Below are 15789 nucleotides of genomic sequence, written 5' to 3' on the forward strand. Positions count from 1 at the left end.
GCGCAGCCGCCTCCGAGGCGACCGCGGCCGGGGTCTCCGGCTCGGCGGGCGTCTGCGCGGCGGCCTCCGCGGCCGGCTGAGTCGGGACGGCGGGGGTCTGGTCTTCCGGGCGATCGCCCTGGATGTCGCTCATGATTGCTCCTTTTGCCAAGCACTCACCACTGTGCCCACAGATGCTGTGCGTTTCTTATGTCGTGAGTGGGACTCGCCTATGCAAGAGGGATGAGCCCGCCCGGTACGGTGAAGCGATGCGACAGATCCCCGGAGCATGGCACCGCACTGCTGCGGGTGCAGGACTCGTCGGCGCCGACGGTTCGATCCACCCCACCATCTTCGCGGAGATGTCGGCGCTTGCGGCACACACCGGCGCGATCAATCTCGGGCAGGGCTTCCCCGACGAGGACGGACCCGCCGAAGTGCTCGAGGCCGCGCGCGAGGCGATCGCCAACGGTGTGAATCAGTATCCGCCGGGCCGCGGCATCCCGGATCTGCTGTCGGCGATCGCCGAGCACCAGGAGCGGTTCTACGGCCTGCGGCTGGACCCCGCTCGCAATGTTCTCGTGACGGCCGGTGCCACCGAGGCGCTGGCGGCCGCGCTGCTGGCCCTGCTCGATGATCCGGAGGACGAGGTGGTCGTCTTCGAGCCGTACTACGACTCGTACGCCGCTGTCGTCGCGCTGGCGGGCGCGCGGCTGGTGACGGTGCCGTTGCGGTGGCCGGGCTTCCAGCCCGACCTGGAGGAGCTGCGTGCCGCTGTCACGGACCGCACCCGCATCATCCTGGTCAACGACCCGCACAATCCGACCGGTGCGGTGTTCGACGCCGAGGTGCGCACCGAGATCGTGCGGCTCGCCGAGCGCCACGACGCCCTCATCGTCACCGACGAGGTGTACGAGCATCTGGTCTTCGGAGCCCCGCACGTCCCGGTCGCCACCCTGCCGGGTGCCTGGGAGCGCACCCTCACCATCTCGTCGGGCGGCAAGACCTTCTCGACCACGGGCTGGAAGATCGGCTGGATCTCGGGGCCTGCGCCCCTCGTGGACGCGGTGCTCGCGGTCAAGCAGTTCCTGACCTATGTGAACGGCAGCGCGTTCCAGCCGGCGATCGCCACCGGGCTGCGTCTGGGCGACGAGTTCTTCCGCGGCATCGCCCAGGCCCTGCGCGCCAAACGCGATCTGCTGGGCGCCGGGCTGCGCACGGCGGGCTTCGGCGTGTCCGAACCGGCGGGCTCGTACTTCACCGTGGCAGACGCCGCCCCGCTGGGCGTGACGGATGCCGCGGCCTTCTGCCGCGCGCTCCCCGAGAGTGCCGGGGTCGTCGCCATCCCGCTCACCGCCTTCGCCACGCCCGCGCGGCGGGCCGAGTACGCGACCCTGGTGCGCTTCGCGGCCTGCAAACGGGTCGACGTGCTCGAAGAGGCGGCAGCCCGTCTCGCAGGACTCGTCCCCGTCGTCTGACGCCGGTTCAGCGCGGCTCCACGCGGAAGCGTCGCAGCGCCAGCGAAGGGTTGACCCGCCGCACGCGCTCGATGGCCCCGACGTCGAGATGCGCCACAGCGACGTCGGTCGACGTGCCGACGGCGGCGAGCTCGACGCCCAGCGGATCGACGATCAGCGAGTGGCCCACGCCCAGGGGCGGCGGGTGGTCGGCCGCGGCCACGAACACGGTGTTCTCGATGGCGCGGGCATGCAGGAGGGTGCGCCAGTGATGCTCCTTGAGCGGGCCGCGCACCCACTCTGCCGGGACGAGGAACACGTCGGCGCCCGCGTCGACGAGCAGCCGTCCCACCTCCGGAAACCGCAGGTCGTAGCAGGTCATGAGCCCGAACCGGAGTCCGCCGAGCTCGAAGGTCTGCGGCGGCGAGGCCTCGCCCGGCTCGACCCAGTCCGACTCGCGCTGCCCGAACGCGTCGTACAGATGCAGCTTTCGGTAGTGGGCGATCAGGCCGGTCCCGTCGACCGCCACGGCGGTGTTGCGGACGCGCCGCTCGTCGCTCGCCCGCTCCAGCAGACCGGCGACGACCACCACCCCCCGCGCCCGGGCGATCTCGGTGAGAGCCTGCACGAAGGGACCGTCCAGGTCCTGGGCGTTCTCGGAGAGCGACTCGTCGAACGGGTCGACGAAGAAGCTGGAGTACTCGGGGAGCACGACGACCCGGGCGCCTCGACCGGATGCCGTCGCGACGAGCTGCGCGATGACCTCCAGGTTCGCTGCGGTGTCGGCGGTCGGCGCGAACTGCGCGACCGCGATCGGGAGGGTGTCGGTCATCGTCGATCTCCGTTCGCGCGCAGGCGGACGCGCATGATGGCAGGCGCCACGAACCACAGCACGAGGATGAGCAGCGCCAGCGGGATCAGTGCCCACCAGGCGGCGGTCCCTCCCAGCACGACGTCGAACACGAACGCCACCACCCCGACGAGCAGCACCGACACGGTCAGCAGCGCCGTGATCAGGGCGGCGTGGCCGTAGCTGACGACAGCCGGCTTCGCGCGCTGCTGGAAGAGGACGCGATGAAGCGCGACGGGCGCGAGGGCGACGATCGAGCTGAGCGCAGACAGGACCACGAGACCGAGGTACACGGTGCGCTGGCCATCGGACAGGTCGGCGAACGCCGGCTGGAACGCGAGGGCGAGCAGGAAGCCTGTCAGGATCTGTGTGCCGGTCTGGAGCACACGCAGCTCCTGCAGCACCTCGTTCCAGTTCCGGTCGGCCCGCTCCTCCCGGGTCTCATCGCGACCGTCGAAGCGGTCGTCGAGAGGGTCGGTATCGCGGTCGCCGGGCATGCGCTCATCCTGTCGCGGAGGGTGGGAGCACAGCAACCCGAGCCGCCCGTGTTCGTGAGCACGAAAAACCCGTGTTAGGCTATTCCTTGTGCCGCGGGGTGGAGCAGCTCGGTAGCTCGCTGGGCTCATAACCCAGAGGTCGCAGGTTCAAATCCTGTCCCCGCAACAGAAAACGAAGAAGAGGGTCTCCCGCAAGGGAGGCCCTCTTCTTCGTTTTCTCTTACGAGATCGGCGCCGCGAACCTGCTTCAGGGGGTCCCGCGCCGCAGAGGCTCCGCGCGCGACGCGCCAGCGGCGCGCGTGGAGGGGCGGCGTGGCCAAATCCTGTCCCCGCAACAGAAGAGAAGAAGAGGGTCTCCCGCAAGGGAGGCCCTCTTCTTCGTTTTCTCTTACGAGACCGGCGCCGCGAACCTGCTTCAGGGGGTCCCGCGCCGCAGAGGCTCCGCGCGCGACGCGTCAGTCCGGCGGATCCATGGCGTCGCTGAGGTCGTCGAGGAACCTCTCGATCACCGAGAGCTCCAGCTCGTCGTACCGCAGGGCGACGGTGCGCATGGCGCGCAGACGTTCCCCGAAGACCCGGAAGAAGGCGTGGCGGGCATCCTCGGTCAGCACGACCACCCGACCTCGGCGGTCCGTGGGGTGAAGGCGACGCTCGACGTGGCCCGAATCGACGAGCCGATCCAGCAGCTTCGTCGTCGAGGCGGTGGAGATCCGCAGATGCCGGGCGATGTCGCGGGGGCTGACGGATAGGCCCTGCCGCTCGCGGATGACGAGCATCCGCAGTGCCGCCACATCGGTGGCATTCATGTCCATGTCGTCCTTCATGCCGCTGTGCATGCGCTCCATGGCATCGCTCACGGTGCGGATCGAGGTGAGCACCCGCATCACGGCGTGCTCATGCTCGGTCTGCGGCTGCCAGCGTTCGGACATCATGGACGTTCCCTCCAACCCGTTGTAGCATCGCACACGAAAGATTGCTAGTTTCGCTAGCAATATCGAGAGGAAGTGATCGGATGCCCGACACCGACCACGTCGTACTGCTGGACGATGACGGCAACCCCATCGGCACGGCGCCGAAGGCGAGCGTCCACGGTCCCGACACCGCGCTGCACCTGGCGTTCTCGTGCCACGTGCTCAACAGCGCGGGCCAGGTGCTGATCACCCGCCGGGCGCTGGGCAAGCGCACCTGGCCCGGTGTCTGGACCAACTCCTTCTGCGGGCACCCCCGTCCGGCGGAACCCGTTCTGGCCGCCGTCCGACGGCACGCCGACTTCGAGCTGGGGCTCACGCTGACCGATCTCCGTGTCGCACTCCCCCTCTTCCGCTATCGCGCCACCGACGCGAACGGCATCGTCGAGCACGAGGTCTGCCCGGTCTACATCGCGTACACCGACGATGAGCCCGTGCTCAATCCGCTCGAGGTCGTCGACGCCCGCTGGGTGGATCCGGAGTCCATCGCCACCTCGCTCGAGGCGACCCCCTGGGCGTTCAGTCCGTGGCTGGTGCTACAGGCCCAGCAGCTGCACCTGTTCGACGCTCCCTCACGACGGCGCCGGGCATCATGATCCCGGCGGCAGCCGATCCCGATCTGCAGATCGCGATCGACGGCGCGCTGGCAAGGATCCGCGAGCGGGCGACGGAGCTCGGTCCCGCATTCAGCGCCTTGGCCGACGCGATCACCCGCGCAGCCCACGGCGGGAAGCGCCTGCGGCCGGCTCTGGTCACCGCTTCCTTCGACGCGTTCCGCGGCGATGATGCCAACGCCTCCGCCGCGCTCTCGGTCGCTGCGGCGTTTGAACTGCTGCATACGGCTTTCGTCGTCCACGACGACGTGATCGACCATGACACGGTGCGTCGTGGAGTGCCGAACATCGCCGGCGAATTCCGCATCCGGGCGCGTGACGGCGGCGCCGGTGCGGACGGCGCCGCGCTGCTCGGTGACGCGGCCGCGATCCTTGCGGGCGACATCCTCCTCCACGAGGCGTTCCGGCTCGTCGCCATGGCACACACCGACGACGCGACGCGCGACCGGCTGCTCACGCTCCTGGACGACGCCATCCTCGTCTCCGCCGCCGGCGAGCTCGCCGACGTGGAGAACAGCGTCGCCACGCGGCATCCTTCTCGTGGCGCCACACTCGACACCGCGTTCAACAAGACCGCGGTGTACTCGTTCCGCGCTCCCCTCCAGGCGGGCGCGCTCCTGGGCGGCGCGGACGCCGAAGCACTGCGTGTGCTCGGCGACGCCGGCGGGCGCCCCGGACTCGCCTTTCAGCTCGTCGACGATCTCATCGGCGCGTTCGGGACGACCCAGCAGACCGGCCGCGACACCGGCCCCGATCTCCGTGAGAACAAGCGGACGCCGCTGGTCGCGCTGGCACGCGAGTCCGCGGCCGCAGGCCGCGTCGACGAAGCCCTCGCCCTCGCCCGTACGGGGCCGGTGGCGGTCCGCGAGGCGCAGTCCGTGCTCGAATCGAGCGGTGCGCGCGAGCGCATGGTCGCACTGATCTGCGAGACGCTCGACGCGGTGCGCGCCGCATCGCACGACCCGGCGCTGCCGGATCGTGCCGGCGTCCTGCTGCGCACTCTCGCCGACGGCGTCGAAGGGCGGGTCCCGTGAGCGACACCCGCAACCGCACGGCGACGGGGCTCGCACTGTACGACCGGGCCGCGGCGGATGCCGCCGCCACCGTGATCGCGCGCTACTCCACCTCGTTCGGGCTCGCGTGCCGCATGCTCGGGGCGCGGCCGCGGCCGCACGTGCGGAACATCTACGCACTCGCGCGGATCGCCGACGAGATCGTCGACGGGCCGGCAGCCGAGGCGGGGCTGTCGCCCGAGGCGATGGAGGAGGTGCTCGACAAGCTGGAGCAGGAGGTGCTCGACGCGACGCTCCGCGGTTTCAGCTCGAACCTCGTCGTCCACGCGTTCGCCGGCACCGCCCGCGAATGCGGGATCGGCGCCGACCTGGTGGCGCCGTTCTTCGCCTCCATGCGGACCGACCTCCACACGGTCCGCCACGACGCCCCGTCGCACGACGCCTACGTGTACGGCTCGGCCGAGGTCATCGGCCTCATGTGCCTGCAGGTGTTCGTCAACGCGGGTGCGCCGCATCCCGTCACCCCCTCGGCTGAGCTCGTAGACGGCGCCCGACGACTCGGCGCCGCGTTCCAGGACGTCAACTTCCTGCGCGACCGCGCCCACGACGACACGGTGCTCGGCCGGGACTACCTCGGCCCCGCCACCGGCGAGACGGAGCGCGCCGTCATCCTGGATCGCATCGATGCCGACCTCGCCGCGGCCGCACGCACGATCCCGGCGCTGCCGGCCGATTGCCGTCGGGCAGTGACCGCAGCGCACGACCTCTTCGCCGAACTCGCCGCACGATTGCGCGCGTGCGCCGAAGGCGATGAGCGGGTGCGTGTGCCGGACGCCGTCAAGGCGCGCCTCGCCGCCCGCGCGCTGCTGGGATTCGCTCCACGAGAGGCCCGCGCATGAGCACGCACGACTCCCCGCGACGCGCGGTCGTCATCGGCGGCGGCATCGGCGGCCTGGCAACGGCCGCGCTGCTGGCCAGGGAGGGCTGGGAGATCACGCTGTTCGAGGCTCGAGACGAGCTCGGCGGCCGAGCAGGATCGTGGGAGCACGACGGGTTCCGCTTCGACACCGGGCCCAGTTGGTATCTCATGCCCGAGGTGTTCGACCACTTCTTCCGGCTGCTCGGCACCACCGCCGAGCGCGAACTCGACCTCGTGCCGCTGGATCCGGCCTACCGCGTCTACTCGGACCCCTCCACCGGTCTCGGTCCGCTCGACGTCCGCTCCGGGCGCGCCGCAGCGACGGCGCTCTTCGAGAGCGTGGAGCCGGGAGCCGGTCTACGGCTGGACGCCTACCTGGACTCCGCGGCCGACGCGTACGACCTCGCCGTCAACCGGTTCCTCTACGACACGTACGAGACGACGGCGGGTCTCAGAGACCCGGCTCTGCTGCGACGGATGCCGCGGCTGGCGCCGCTGCTCACCCGCAGCCTCGCCCGCCACGTCGAGAGCCGCTTCACGGATCCACGCCTGCGCCAGATCCTGGAGTACCCCGCGGTCTTCCTGGGCGGCTCGCCGTACGGGGTTCCGAGCCTCTACCACCTGATGAGTCACCTCGACCTCGACGACAGCGTGCTGTACCCGCGCGGCGGGTTCACGGAGCTCATCGGAGCGGTCGCACGGCTGGCCGAGGCATCCGGAGTCGTCATCGAGACCGGAGCACGCGTCACGGCGATCACGACGGATGCTGGGGCGGCGACCGGCGTCGAACTCGCCGACGGGCGCCGTGTGAGCGCCGATCTCGTCGTGTCGGGTGCGGACCTGCACCACACCGAGACCCAGCTCCTCCCCCGTGCCGAGCAGAGCTACCCCGAGGAGTGGTGGCGTTCGCGCACGCCGAGTCCGGGCGCGCTGCTCATCATGCTGGGCGTGCAGGGCACGCTGCCGCAGCTCGCGCACCACACGCTGCTGTTCGCACACGACTGGCGCGCCGGCTTCGACGACATCTTCGGCTCGCATCCGCGGATCCCCGATCCCGCGTCGCTCTACGTCTGCCGACCCAGCGGCACGGACCCCAACGTGGCGCCTCCGGAGCACGAGAATCTGTTCGTGCTCGTCCCCGTGCCCGCGGACCCCAGCCTCGGGCACGGGGGCATCGGCGGCGACGGCGAGCCGCAGATCGAGGCCGCGGCCGACCGCGTCATCGCGCAGATCGCCGACTGGTGCGGCATCCCGGATCTGGCGAGCCGCGTCGTCGTGCGCCGCACGGTCGCGCCCGGCGACTTCGCCGACGAGCTGGGTGCCTGGCGCGGCAATGCCCTCGGCCTCGCGCATACCCTCGGGCAGAGCGCGGTCTTCCGTCCGCGCAACGCGTCGCGACGCGTCGACGGCCTGTCGTACGTGGGCGCCTCCACGCTGCCGGGCATCGGTCTGCCGATGTGCCTCATCTCTGCCGAGCTCGTCGTCAAGCGGCTCCGCGGTGACCGGTCTCCCGGTCCCCTCGCGGAACCTGCGAGAGTGTGACGGTGCCCGGCCTCTACCTTGCGGCGATCCTCGCCTCCACCTTCGGCGTGCTGCTCCTCGATCGACGATGGCGGCTCGCCGCATGGTCGGCGCCCGGCCGGACGCTGGCCGCGGTGGGCATCGGCACGGCGTTCTTCCTGATCTGGGACGCCGCGGGCATCGCCGCAGGGGTCTTCCTCAAAGGCGACAGTCCGTTGCTCGTCGGCATCGACCTCGCACCGCACCTCCCGCTCGAGGAGCCGTTCTTCCTGGCCTTCCTGAGCTACCTCGCGCTGGTCGCCTGGGCGGGCGCGCAGCGCCTGCTCGAGCGTCGCCGGACGGATGCCGCGGCCTCGCCGTCGGAGGCCGCACGATGACCTATCCGCTCATCGTCCTGCCGTTCCTGACGATCACGGCGGTCGTCGCGCTGCTCACGATGCGCCGCCCCGGGTTCGCGCGGCGTATGACGGCGTCGGCCATCGCCGCCGGCATCCTGGTCGCCCTCACAGCCGTGTTCGACAACCTGATGATCGCCGCCGGACTGTTCACCTACCCCGACGCGCTCATCTCAGGGGTGCGGATCGGCCTCGCCCCGATCGAGGACTTCGCGTACCCGCTCTGCGCGGCGTTCCTCGTTCCCGCGGTCTTCACGCTGCTCGAGAGCGCACCGAGCCGGCGGCAGGAGGCGCGACCATGACCGCCGCACCTGCGCTCCGCGCCGGTGCCGTCATGCGACAGCTCCTGATCGCCTCACGGCCGGTGAGCTGGATCAACACCGCGTACCCGTTCGCCGCGGCCTACCTGCTCACCACGCGCCAGATCGACGCGACGCTCGTCGTCGGCACCCTGTTCTTCCTCGTGCCGTACAACCTGGCGATGTACGGCATCAACGACGTGTTCGACTACGAGTCCGACCTGCGCAACCCGCGCAAGGGCGGCGCGCACGGTGCCGTGCTCGACCGGCGGCTGCACCGCGCCACCCTGTGGACCGCGGGGCTCCTGTGTCTGCCGTTCGTCGCGTACCTCGTGGTCGTGGGGTCACCGGTGTCGTGGCTGGTGCTCGCCGCGAGCCTGTTCTTCGTCGTCTTCTACAGTGCGCCGCCCCTGCGCCTCAAGGAGCGGCCCTTCGCGGACTCGGTGACCAGCAGCATCCACTTCTTCTCCCCCGCCGTCTATGCGCTCGTGCTGGCCGGCGCCACGTGGACGCTGCCGCTCGGCGCGCTCATCGTCGCGTTCGCGCTGTGGGGGGTCGCCTCTCACGCGTTCGGCGCGGTGCAGGACGTCGTCGCCGACCGGGAGGCCGGCATCGCGTCGATCGCGACCGCGCGTGGAGCGCGATGGACGGTGCGCTTCGCGCTCGCCTGCTACGGTGCCGCGGGCGTCGCGATGCTCGCCACCACCTGGCCCGGCCCGCTGGCCGCCGTGCTGGCGCTGCCCTATCTCGTGACGGTCTGGCCCTACCGCTCCGTCGCCGACGCGGACGCCGTCACCGCGACGACCGGATGGCGGCGGTTCCTCTGGCTGAACCAGCTGTCGGGCTTCGTGGTGACCCTGCTGCTCATCTGGTACGCCCTGCTCACCCGCTGAGCCCCGGCGCACTGCCCAGGTGGCGCCGGTGGCGCCGCACACCGACGACGGGCCGTCCATCTTCCGATGGACGGCCCGTCGTGGAGAACCGGTCTACTGCTGGTCGCCGAGTTCGATGAGCTTCTCGATCGCGGCGGTGAGCCGGGCGTCGGCCTCGCCGTATGCGGCCCAGTCGCCCTTCTCGAGGGCCGCCTGCCGGTCGAGCAGCGCCTGCTGCGCATCCTGCAGCGCGGTCTGGTACTCGTCGGTAGGCTCGGTCGGGCCGGTGGGCTCGGTGGGCTCGGCCGACTCGGTGGGCCCGGGCGTGGGCTCGGGCGCCGGCGTCGCGCCCGGCGTGGGCTCGACGTCGGTGTCGCCGGCGTCAGCACCCGAATCGCCGCCGAAGAGGGTGTCGAGCGCCTCGTTCAGCGTGTCCTCGAACGCGATGTCCTTGCCGAACGAGACCAGCACCTTCTGCAGCTTGGGCAGCTTCGTCGCACCGGAGGACTGCACGAAGACCGGCTGCACGTACAGCAGACCGCCGCCGACGGGCAGGGTGAGCAGGTTGCCCTTCAGGACGTCGGAGTCGCCCTGCTTCAGGATGTTGACGAACGACGAGACCTCGGGCTGCGAGTCGAAGTCGTTCTGCACCTGACCGGGTCCCGAGACGGGGGTGTCCGCGTCGATCACCAGCATCCGCAGCTTGCCGTAGTCGTCGCTCTTCACACCGGCCTCCGCCCCGGCGTTCGAGTTGACCGCGAGGTAGCCCATGAGGACGTTCCGGGCGTTCCCTCCCGTCGATGACGGGATGAACGAGGTGAACATCGAGTACGTCGGCGCCTCTTCGCCCGGCATCTGCATCGTCAGGTAGTACGGCGGCTGCAGCAGCTGGTCGTCCTGCGGGTCGTTCGGCGTCTGCCAGCGGTTGTCGCTCTGGTAGAACGACCGCGCGTCGTCGACGTGATAGACGCCCAGGATCGTGCGCTGCACCTTGAAGAGATCCGTCGGGTACCGCACGTGGCTCATCAGGTCGGCCGACATCTTGCTGATCGGCTCGATGGTCGCCGGGTACACCTTCTGCCATGCCTGCAGGAGCGGGTCCTCCTCGTCCCACGCGTACAGCGTCACCGAACCGTCGTACGCGTCGACGGTGGCCTTCACCGAGTTGCGGATGTAGTTGATGTCGTCGACGGCGAACCGCGGTGCCGGGTTGCTGGAGTCGGAGATCGCCGAGGTGAGGCTGACGGTCGACGAGTACGGGTAGTTCGCGCTGACGGTGTAGCCGTCGATGATCCAGACGATGCGGCCGTCCACGACACTCGGGTACGCGTCGTTGTCGAGCGTCAGGTACGGTGCGACCTTCTGCACGCGCTCACGCGGGTTGCGGTCGTACAGGATCTGCGACTCCGAGTTGACGTAGTCCGAGAAGAGGATCTGCTCGGCCTGGAACTTGAGCGCGTAGACCAGCCGGTTGAACACGTTGCCGAGGCTCGGCCCGCCGTCGCCCTCGAAGGTCGTCTTCTGCTCGCCCGAGGCGGCGTCGCCGCCCTCGGGGTAGTCCAGCTCCGCCGGCGGCGTGCCTTCCGGTGCACCGACGATGGAGTACGGCGGCGAGGACTCGCCGAAGTAGACGCGCGGCTGGAAGTCGTCCTGATCCGTGAGGAAACCGCTGGCCGGGATGCCGCGCTCCAGGAAGACCGGATCGCCGTCGCCGGTGCGGTCGTTGCCCTTCGCGACCACGATGCCGTAGCCGTGCGTGTAGACGACCGCCGAGTTCTGCCAGTCGGCGGCGTTTCCGAGCTGGTCCAGGTTCAGCTCGCGCACCGACACGACAGTGTCCTGCGAGACGCCGTCCCGCTCGTAGCGGTCGACGTCGAGCGGGTCGGCGAACTGGTAGTAGGAGCGGTACTGCTCGAGCTGGCGCACGTTCGGCGAGATGATCGCCGGGTCCATGATGCGCACCTGCGCGGTCGTGGCGGCGTCGTCGCGCAGCTGGCCGGGCTCGGCATCCGTCACCGCGGCGAAGTCCTCCTGCTCGAGGCCGGAGACGCCGTACGCCTGGTGCGTCATATCGACGTTGCGCTGGTAGTACTCCTCTTCGAGCGAGAAGCGGTTCGGCTGGACCTGGAACGTGTTGACCACCCAGGGATAGCCCACACCCACCACGATCGCCGACACCACCAGCAGCGCGGTCGCGATCAGCGGATAGCGCCAGCGTCCGATGACCGCGGTGACGAAGAAGAGGATCGCGACGATGACGGCCACGATGGCGAGGATCGTCTGGCCGGGGATGATCGCGTTCACACCTGTGTAGCCGGGACCGGTGATGCGGTCGTCGGCGCCGGACTCGACGAGCGTCTTGTAGCGGTCGAGCCACAGGCTGGCACCCTGCACCAGCAGGTAGAGGCCGGCGATCACCGCGAGCTGGATGCGCGCGGACTTCGAGATGCGCAGCTCGCGCTGGCCGACCCGCACCGAGCCGTACAGGTACGACACCAGTGCGGTGACGAGCAGGCAGATCAGCAGGACCGCGGACGCGAACCCGATGACGGAGCTCCAGAACGGCATGGCGAACATGTAGAAGCCGGTGTCGAGGTGGAACTCGGGATCGGTGGTGTCGGTGGCGACGCCGTTGAACCACAGCCAGGTCGTCTCCCACTGCGCCGAGGCGGCGAAGCCGGCGAAGAAGCCGAAGAAGACGGGGATGCCCCACATCGCGAGGCGCCTCAGGGGCTCGACGACCTCCTGGTAGCGGTCGAGCTGCGAGCTCAGCCGCGCGTAGACCGGGCGCAGGCGGTAGGCGAGCTGGATGGCCAGCCACACGGGCACGGCCATCCCGAGGAAGCCGACCACGAACATGACCACGCGAGCGACCCACTGGGTCAGCAGGACCTCCGTGAACCCGAGCTGATCGAACCACAGCCAGTCCGCGTAGAGGCTCGCGAAGACGAAGAACGCCACCACGAGGGCGGCGATGATCGCAAGCGTGATGGCGATGACGCGGCGGGTGCGGGAGGGTGTGGCCGGGGTCGGCGACGAGGTCGTGGTCACCGTCCCATCCTAGGCGGCGGATCCAGGGCGGCCGCCTTGTCCTCCCTGGGCGAACTCTCGGAATCGCGCAACGTTTCGGGCACGATCCCCCGGCTCACCCGGCGGTGCAGGTGGGCAGCGCGTCGAGGTCGCCGCCGTCGCGGACCGCGTCGAGGACGGTGAGCGCGTCATCGAGGTCCTCGACCGAGAAGACGCGTAGATCGCCGGGGATGTGACCGACGACCTCGTCGCAGTTCGCCTCGGGGGCGAGGAACCAGTCGGCCCCGGCATCCACGGCTCCCCACATCTTCTGACGGATGCCGCCGATCGGCCCCACCTCGCCGTCGGCGGTGATCGTGCCGGTGCCGGCGACCTGCTCGCCGCCGTTCAGCTCCTCCGGCGTGAGCGTGTCGATGATGCCGAGGGCGAACATCATGCCCGCGCTCGGACCCCCGACGTTGTCGAGCTGGATGGTCACGTCGATCGGGAAGTCGTAGTCGGTGATGAGATTCACACCGACGATCCAGGTCGTCTCGTCGCCGGCGGTGGACTCCTTCGGGGTCACCTCGACGGTCTGCTGCTCACCGTCGCGCTCGATCAGCAGCGCCACCGGGTCGCCCTCGCCGTCATTGATGACCTCGCGCAGCGCCGCCACGTCGGCGACCGGCTCGCCGTTCGCCTCGAGGATGAGGTCGCCCTCCTGCAGCACGCCCTCGGCGGCGGCCCCATCGATGATCGAGAAGACCGACAGCTGCGCGCCGACGTCGTACCCGAGCTCGGTGAGCGCTGCCGCGGTCGCCTCGTGCTGGGAGTTCACCATCATCTGGGCGCTCTCCGCATTGCGGTCGTCCGTCGACTGACCCTCGGGGAAGATCGCATCGACGGGGAGCACGGCCTTGCTCGGGTCGAACCACGCCATCGCGAGCTCGAACCAGGACGGCGTGCGCTCGCGGTTGCCCTGCACCTGCACGGTCAGCAGGTCCAGCGAGCCGTCGGTCGGGTAGGTCTGCGCGCCCTCGACAGAGATCAGCGGCACCTCTTCGCCCTCGGCGTTCTCGGCGCTGCCGAGGGTGTTGTAGACCGGACCGGGCCGCTGGATGACGTACGAGGTCGGCAGGAAGGTGATGATCAGGAGCACGACCATCGCCACGGCGAGCGCCCAGACGCCGGCGAGCGTGCGCCGCGACATCCGCGGTCGGGGGGCGGGCTCGATCGTCGTGTTCTCGTCGAACAGGGCCACGAGGGACCTCTCTTCCGTGCCTTGTCTATGGGTGCCGGGTCGTTCGCGACCGGCGTAAGGCATAGGGGGTCCCTGCCGGGGAGTGCGTCGGATGCTGCGACTAGCGTAGAGCGCAACGTCATCGACCGGCTGAAAGGCGGCTGAAGTGGCAGACGACGAGACCCCTGGCGACGGACCGAGCCCCGAGGACGACTTCCAGGAGCTCATCCGCCGGCTTTTCGGTGGTTCCGCGGGCGAAGTCGATCCGGAGCAGCTCTCGCGACTCTCCGGCATGAACATCGATCCCGCCATGATGCAGGCGGTCATGCGCCAGCTGCAGGGCGCGTTCGAGAACGCCGACGAGAGCGGCATCTCATGGGACATGGCGAAGCGCCAGGCGCTGCACATCGCCAACCAGGAGGGACTCGGCGTCACCGCCGGCCAGCGCACCGATCTCGATCAGGCGTTCTCGCTGGCGACCCTCTGGCTGAGCGAAGCGACGACCATCTCGGAGCTGCCCGCTCCCCCGGTGACGCTGACGCGCGGCGCCTGGGTCGAAGCCACCCTCCCGGTGTGGGAGGAGCTCGCCGCCCCCGTCGCGACGAGCATCGCCGATGCGCTCACCACCGCGCTGAGCGAGCAGGCGCCCGAAGACATGCAGGGGCTCGTCCAGGGGGCGGGACGCCTCATGCGCACGGTCGGCGGCTCGCTGTTCGCGTCGCAGCTCGGCCAGGTGGTCGGCAACCTCTCCAAAGAGGTCGTGAGCGGTGGTGACGTCGGCATCCCGCTGATGCCGGACGGCGAGGCCGCCATCCTCCCCCAGAACTTCGCCGACTTCGGGCGCGACCTGGAGGTCCCCGACGACCAGCTCGCCCTCTACGCGGCGACGCGCGAACTGGCGCATGCGCGGCTGTTCCGCCACGCCCGGTGGCTTCGGCTGCACGTGATCTCGCAGGTGACCGACTTCGCGCGAGGCGTGCACGTCGACACCGACGCGCTGGAAGATCTCGCCACACGATTCGACCCGTCCGAGCCGGAGGAGCTGCGCAAGGCGATCGAGAGCGGCGCGCTGCTGCCGGCACGCTCCGAGGCGCAGGACGCCGCCCTCGCGCGGCTCGAGAACCTGCTCGCGACCATCGAGGGCTGGGTCGAGGTCGTCACCGAGGATGCGACGTCGCGGCTGCCCGCGGCGCAGCGCATCTCCGAGGCGGTGCGCCGCCGTCGCGCGGTCGGCGGCCCCGCCGACCGCGCGCTCGGCTCGCTGGTCGGGCTCGAGATCCGCCCCCGCCGCATGCGCGAGGCCGCCGCGATGTGGCGTGCCGTGACGGATGCGGTGGGCCCCGCCGCGCGCGACGCCCTGTGGGATTACCCCGACCTCATGCCTGCCGCCGCCGACATCGACGATCCCGGCGCTCTCGTCGCCCGCCTCGAGGCGCGGGCGCGGGGCGAAGAGCCCGTGCGCGACGAGATGGATGACGCGCTCGCGCGCCTGCTGGCCGGCGAAGAGCTCGGCGAATCTGCGGCGGAAGATGCCTCGGCCGATCCCACGTCTGCTGAGGGGCCGGACGCCTCCGAGGACGACGGGGGGAACGGCACGCCGGACGATCACCGCCCGGTGTGACGCGCTGAGCCCGGGGCCGCGCCTCCTCCCCAGGCCCGGATGCGATCGCATCGGCGGTCGGCCCTGTGGATACCGCCCGAACGCCGCACTCGGTGGGGCAGGATCGGCCGCATGCTGCGACTCGACCCCGCGTATCCGCCGGTATGGCGGACCGACACCGCCCTCCAGTTCGGCTCAGAACCGGTCGCGATCCTCGATGATCCCCAGCCGTGGCAGCAGCGTGTCCTCCGGGAACTCGAGCGCGGCATCCCCGACGGCGCGTTCGTGCCCCTTGCGCAGGCCTTGGGTGCCCCCGATGCCTCGGCTGCCGCACGATTCCTCACCCGCATCCGTCGCGCCCTGACGACGGACGCCGAAGCCCCGCACCCCGTCACGCTGCACTGCGCCTCCGACGTGCCCGAGCAGCAGCGGGACGCCGTCGGCACCGGCCTGGCGGCGGCCGGCTTCGACGTCCACACCGCCCACCGCTTCGACCCGGTCGGGATCTCAGGCAGGGATGCCGCGGCGGTGGTGTTCGTCGTGCACCGGCTCGTCG

General features: G+C 70.3%; 15 protein-coding genes and 1 tRNA gene. 10 read left to right on the top strand and 6 right to left on the bottom strand.

Annotated features, from left to right (window positions below):
* The first annotated feature begins 248 nt into the window (after positions 1-248).
* The gene (locus ACI3KY_RS16135; protein WP_404931166.1) at positions 249-1457 is read left to right on the top strand and encodes an aminotransferase class I/II-fold pyridoxal phosphate-dependent enzyme; all 1209 of its coding nucleotides are present in this window, start codon (positions 249-251) and stop codon (positions 1455-1457) included.
* Positions 1458-1464: 7 nt separating this feature from the next.
* Here ACI3KY_RS16135 and ACI3KY_RS16140 read toward each other — a convergent pair whose 3' ends face one another.
* Positions 1465-2268: a carbon-nitrogen hydrolase family protein gene (locus ACI3KY_RS16140; RefSeq protein ID WP_404931167.1), complete on the bottom strand. Its 804-nt coding sequence runs from the start codon at positions 2266-2268 to the stop codon at positions 1465-1467.
* Entirely contained in the window at positions 2265-2783 is a 519-nt protein-coding gene (locus ACI3KY_RS16145; protein WP_404931168.1) for a DUF6328 family protein, read from the bottom strand. The genes ACI3KY_RS16140 and ACI3KY_RS16145 overlap by 4 nt, the downstream gene beginning before the upstream one ends.
* Positions 2784-2875: 92 nt before the next feature.
* Between ACI3KY_RS16145 and ACI3KY_RS16150 the strand changes: the two genes are divergently transcribed.
* Positions 2876-2949, top strand: a tRNA-Met gene (locus ACI3KY_RS16150).
* Between the two features lie 289 nt (positions 2950-3238).
* Here the strand turns inward: ACI3KY_RS16150 and ACI3KY_RS16155 are convergent.
* A complete protein-coding gene (locus ACI3KY_RS16155) occupies positions 3239-3715 on the bottom strand; it encodes a MarR family winged helix-turn-helix transcriptional regulator (RefSeq protein ID WP_404931169.1) in 477 nt (158 codons plus the stop codon).
* A gap of 80 nt (positions 3716-3795) precedes the next feature.
* Here ACI3KY_RS16155 and idi point away from each other — a divergent pair, with 80 nt between their 5' ends.
* From idi to ACI3KY_RS16190, 7 genes are read left to right on the top strand one after another with little or no spacing between them, the layout of a single operon-like run.
* Positions 3796-4347, top strand: a complete 552-nt coding sequence (idi, locus tag ACI3KY_RS16160; RefSeq protein WP_404931170.1) for an isopentenyl-diphosphate Delta-isomerase — start codon at positions 3796-3798, stop codon at positions 4345-4347.
* Complete coding sequence (locus ACI3KY_RS16165; protein WP_404931171.1) at positions 4344-5399, top strand: polyprenyl synthetase family protein; 1056 nt, start codon at positions 4344-4346, stop codon at positions 5397-5399. Before idi ends, ACI3KY_RS16165 begins: the two co-directional genes overlap by 4 nt.
* On the top strand, positions 5396-6277 hold the full coding sequence (locus ACI3KY_RS16170; RefSeq protein ID WP_404931172.1) for a phytoene/squalene synthase family protein: 882 nt from the start codon (positions 5396-5398) through the stop codon (positions 6275-6277). The genes ACI3KY_RS16165 and ACI3KY_RS16170 overlap by 4 nt, the downstream gene beginning before the upstream one ends.
* On the top strand, positions 6274-7839 hold the full coding sequence (crtI, locus tag ACI3KY_RS16175; RefSeq protein WP_404931173.1) for a phytoene desaturase family protein: 1566 nt from the start codon (positions 6274-6276) through the stop codon (positions 7837-7839). Before ACI3KY_RS16170 ends, crtI begins: the two co-directional genes overlap by 4 nt.
* A gap of 2 nt (positions 7840-7841) precedes the next feature.
* Entirely contained in the window at positions 7842-8195 is a 354-nt protein-coding gene (locus ACI3KY_RS16180; RefSeq protein ID WP_404931174.1) for a lycopene cyclase domain-containing protein, read from the top strand.
* Positions 8192-8515 (top strand): lycopene cyclase domain-containing protein, encoded by a 324-nt coding sequence (locus ACI3KY_RS16185; protein WP_404931175.1) that lies wholly within the window; start codon positions 8192-8194, stop codon positions 8513-8515. The genes ACI3KY_RS16180 and ACI3KY_RS16185 overlap by 4 nt, the downstream gene beginning before the upstream one ends.
* Positions 8512-9405, top strand: coding sequence for a prenyltransferase (locus tag ACI3KY_RS16190; protein ID WP_404931176.1), 894 nt, complete (start codon positions 8512-8514; stop codon positions 9403-9405). The genes ACI3KY_RS16185 and ACI3KY_RS16190 overlap by 4 nt, the downstream gene beginning before the upstream one ends.
* Positions 9406-9498: 93 nt before the next feature.
* Here the strand turns inward: ACI3KY_RS16190 and ACI3KY_RS16195 are convergent, their stop codons facing one another.
* Both ACI3KY_RS16195 and ACI3KY_RS16200 read right to left on the bottom strand, forming a co-directional pair.
* A complete protein-coding gene (locus tag ACI3KY_RS16195) occupies positions 9499-12435 on the bottom strand; it encodes a UPF0182 family protein (RefSeq protein ID WP_404931177.1) in 2937 nt (978 codons plus the stop codon).
* A gap of 94 nt (positions 12436-12529) precedes the next feature.
* Positions 12530-13654, bottom strand: a complete 1125-nt coding sequence (locus ACI3KY_RS16200; RefSeq protein ID WP_404931178.1) for a PDZ domain-containing protein — start codon at positions 13652-13654, stop codon at positions 12530-12532.
* 145 nt (positions 13655-13799) lie between these two features.
* Between ACI3KY_RS16200 and ACI3KY_RS16205 the strand changes: the two genes are divergently transcribed.
* Positions 13800-15254, top strand: a complete 1455-nt coding sequence (locus ACI3KY_RS16205) for a zinc-dependent metalloprotease (protein ID WP_404931179.1) — start codon at positions 13800-13802, stop codon at positions 15252-15254.
* Positions 15255-15428: 174 nt separating this feature from the next.
* Here ACI3KY_RS16205 and ACI3KY_RS16210 read toward each other — a convergent pair whose 3' ends face one another.
* Positions 15429-15710 carry a hypothetical protein gene (locus ACI3KY_RS16210; RefSeq protein WP_404931180.1) on the bottom strand — a complete coding sequence of 94 codons (282 nt, stop codon included), beginning with the start codon at positions 15708-15710 and terminating at the stop codon, positions 15429-15431.
* Positions 15711-15789: the final 79 nt, after the last annotated feature.

The organism is Microbacterium sp. ZW T2_14, from assembly GCF_044987405.1.
Taxonomy (GTDB): Bacteria; Actinomycetota; Actinomycetes; order Actinomycetales; family Microbacteriaceae; genus Microbacterium.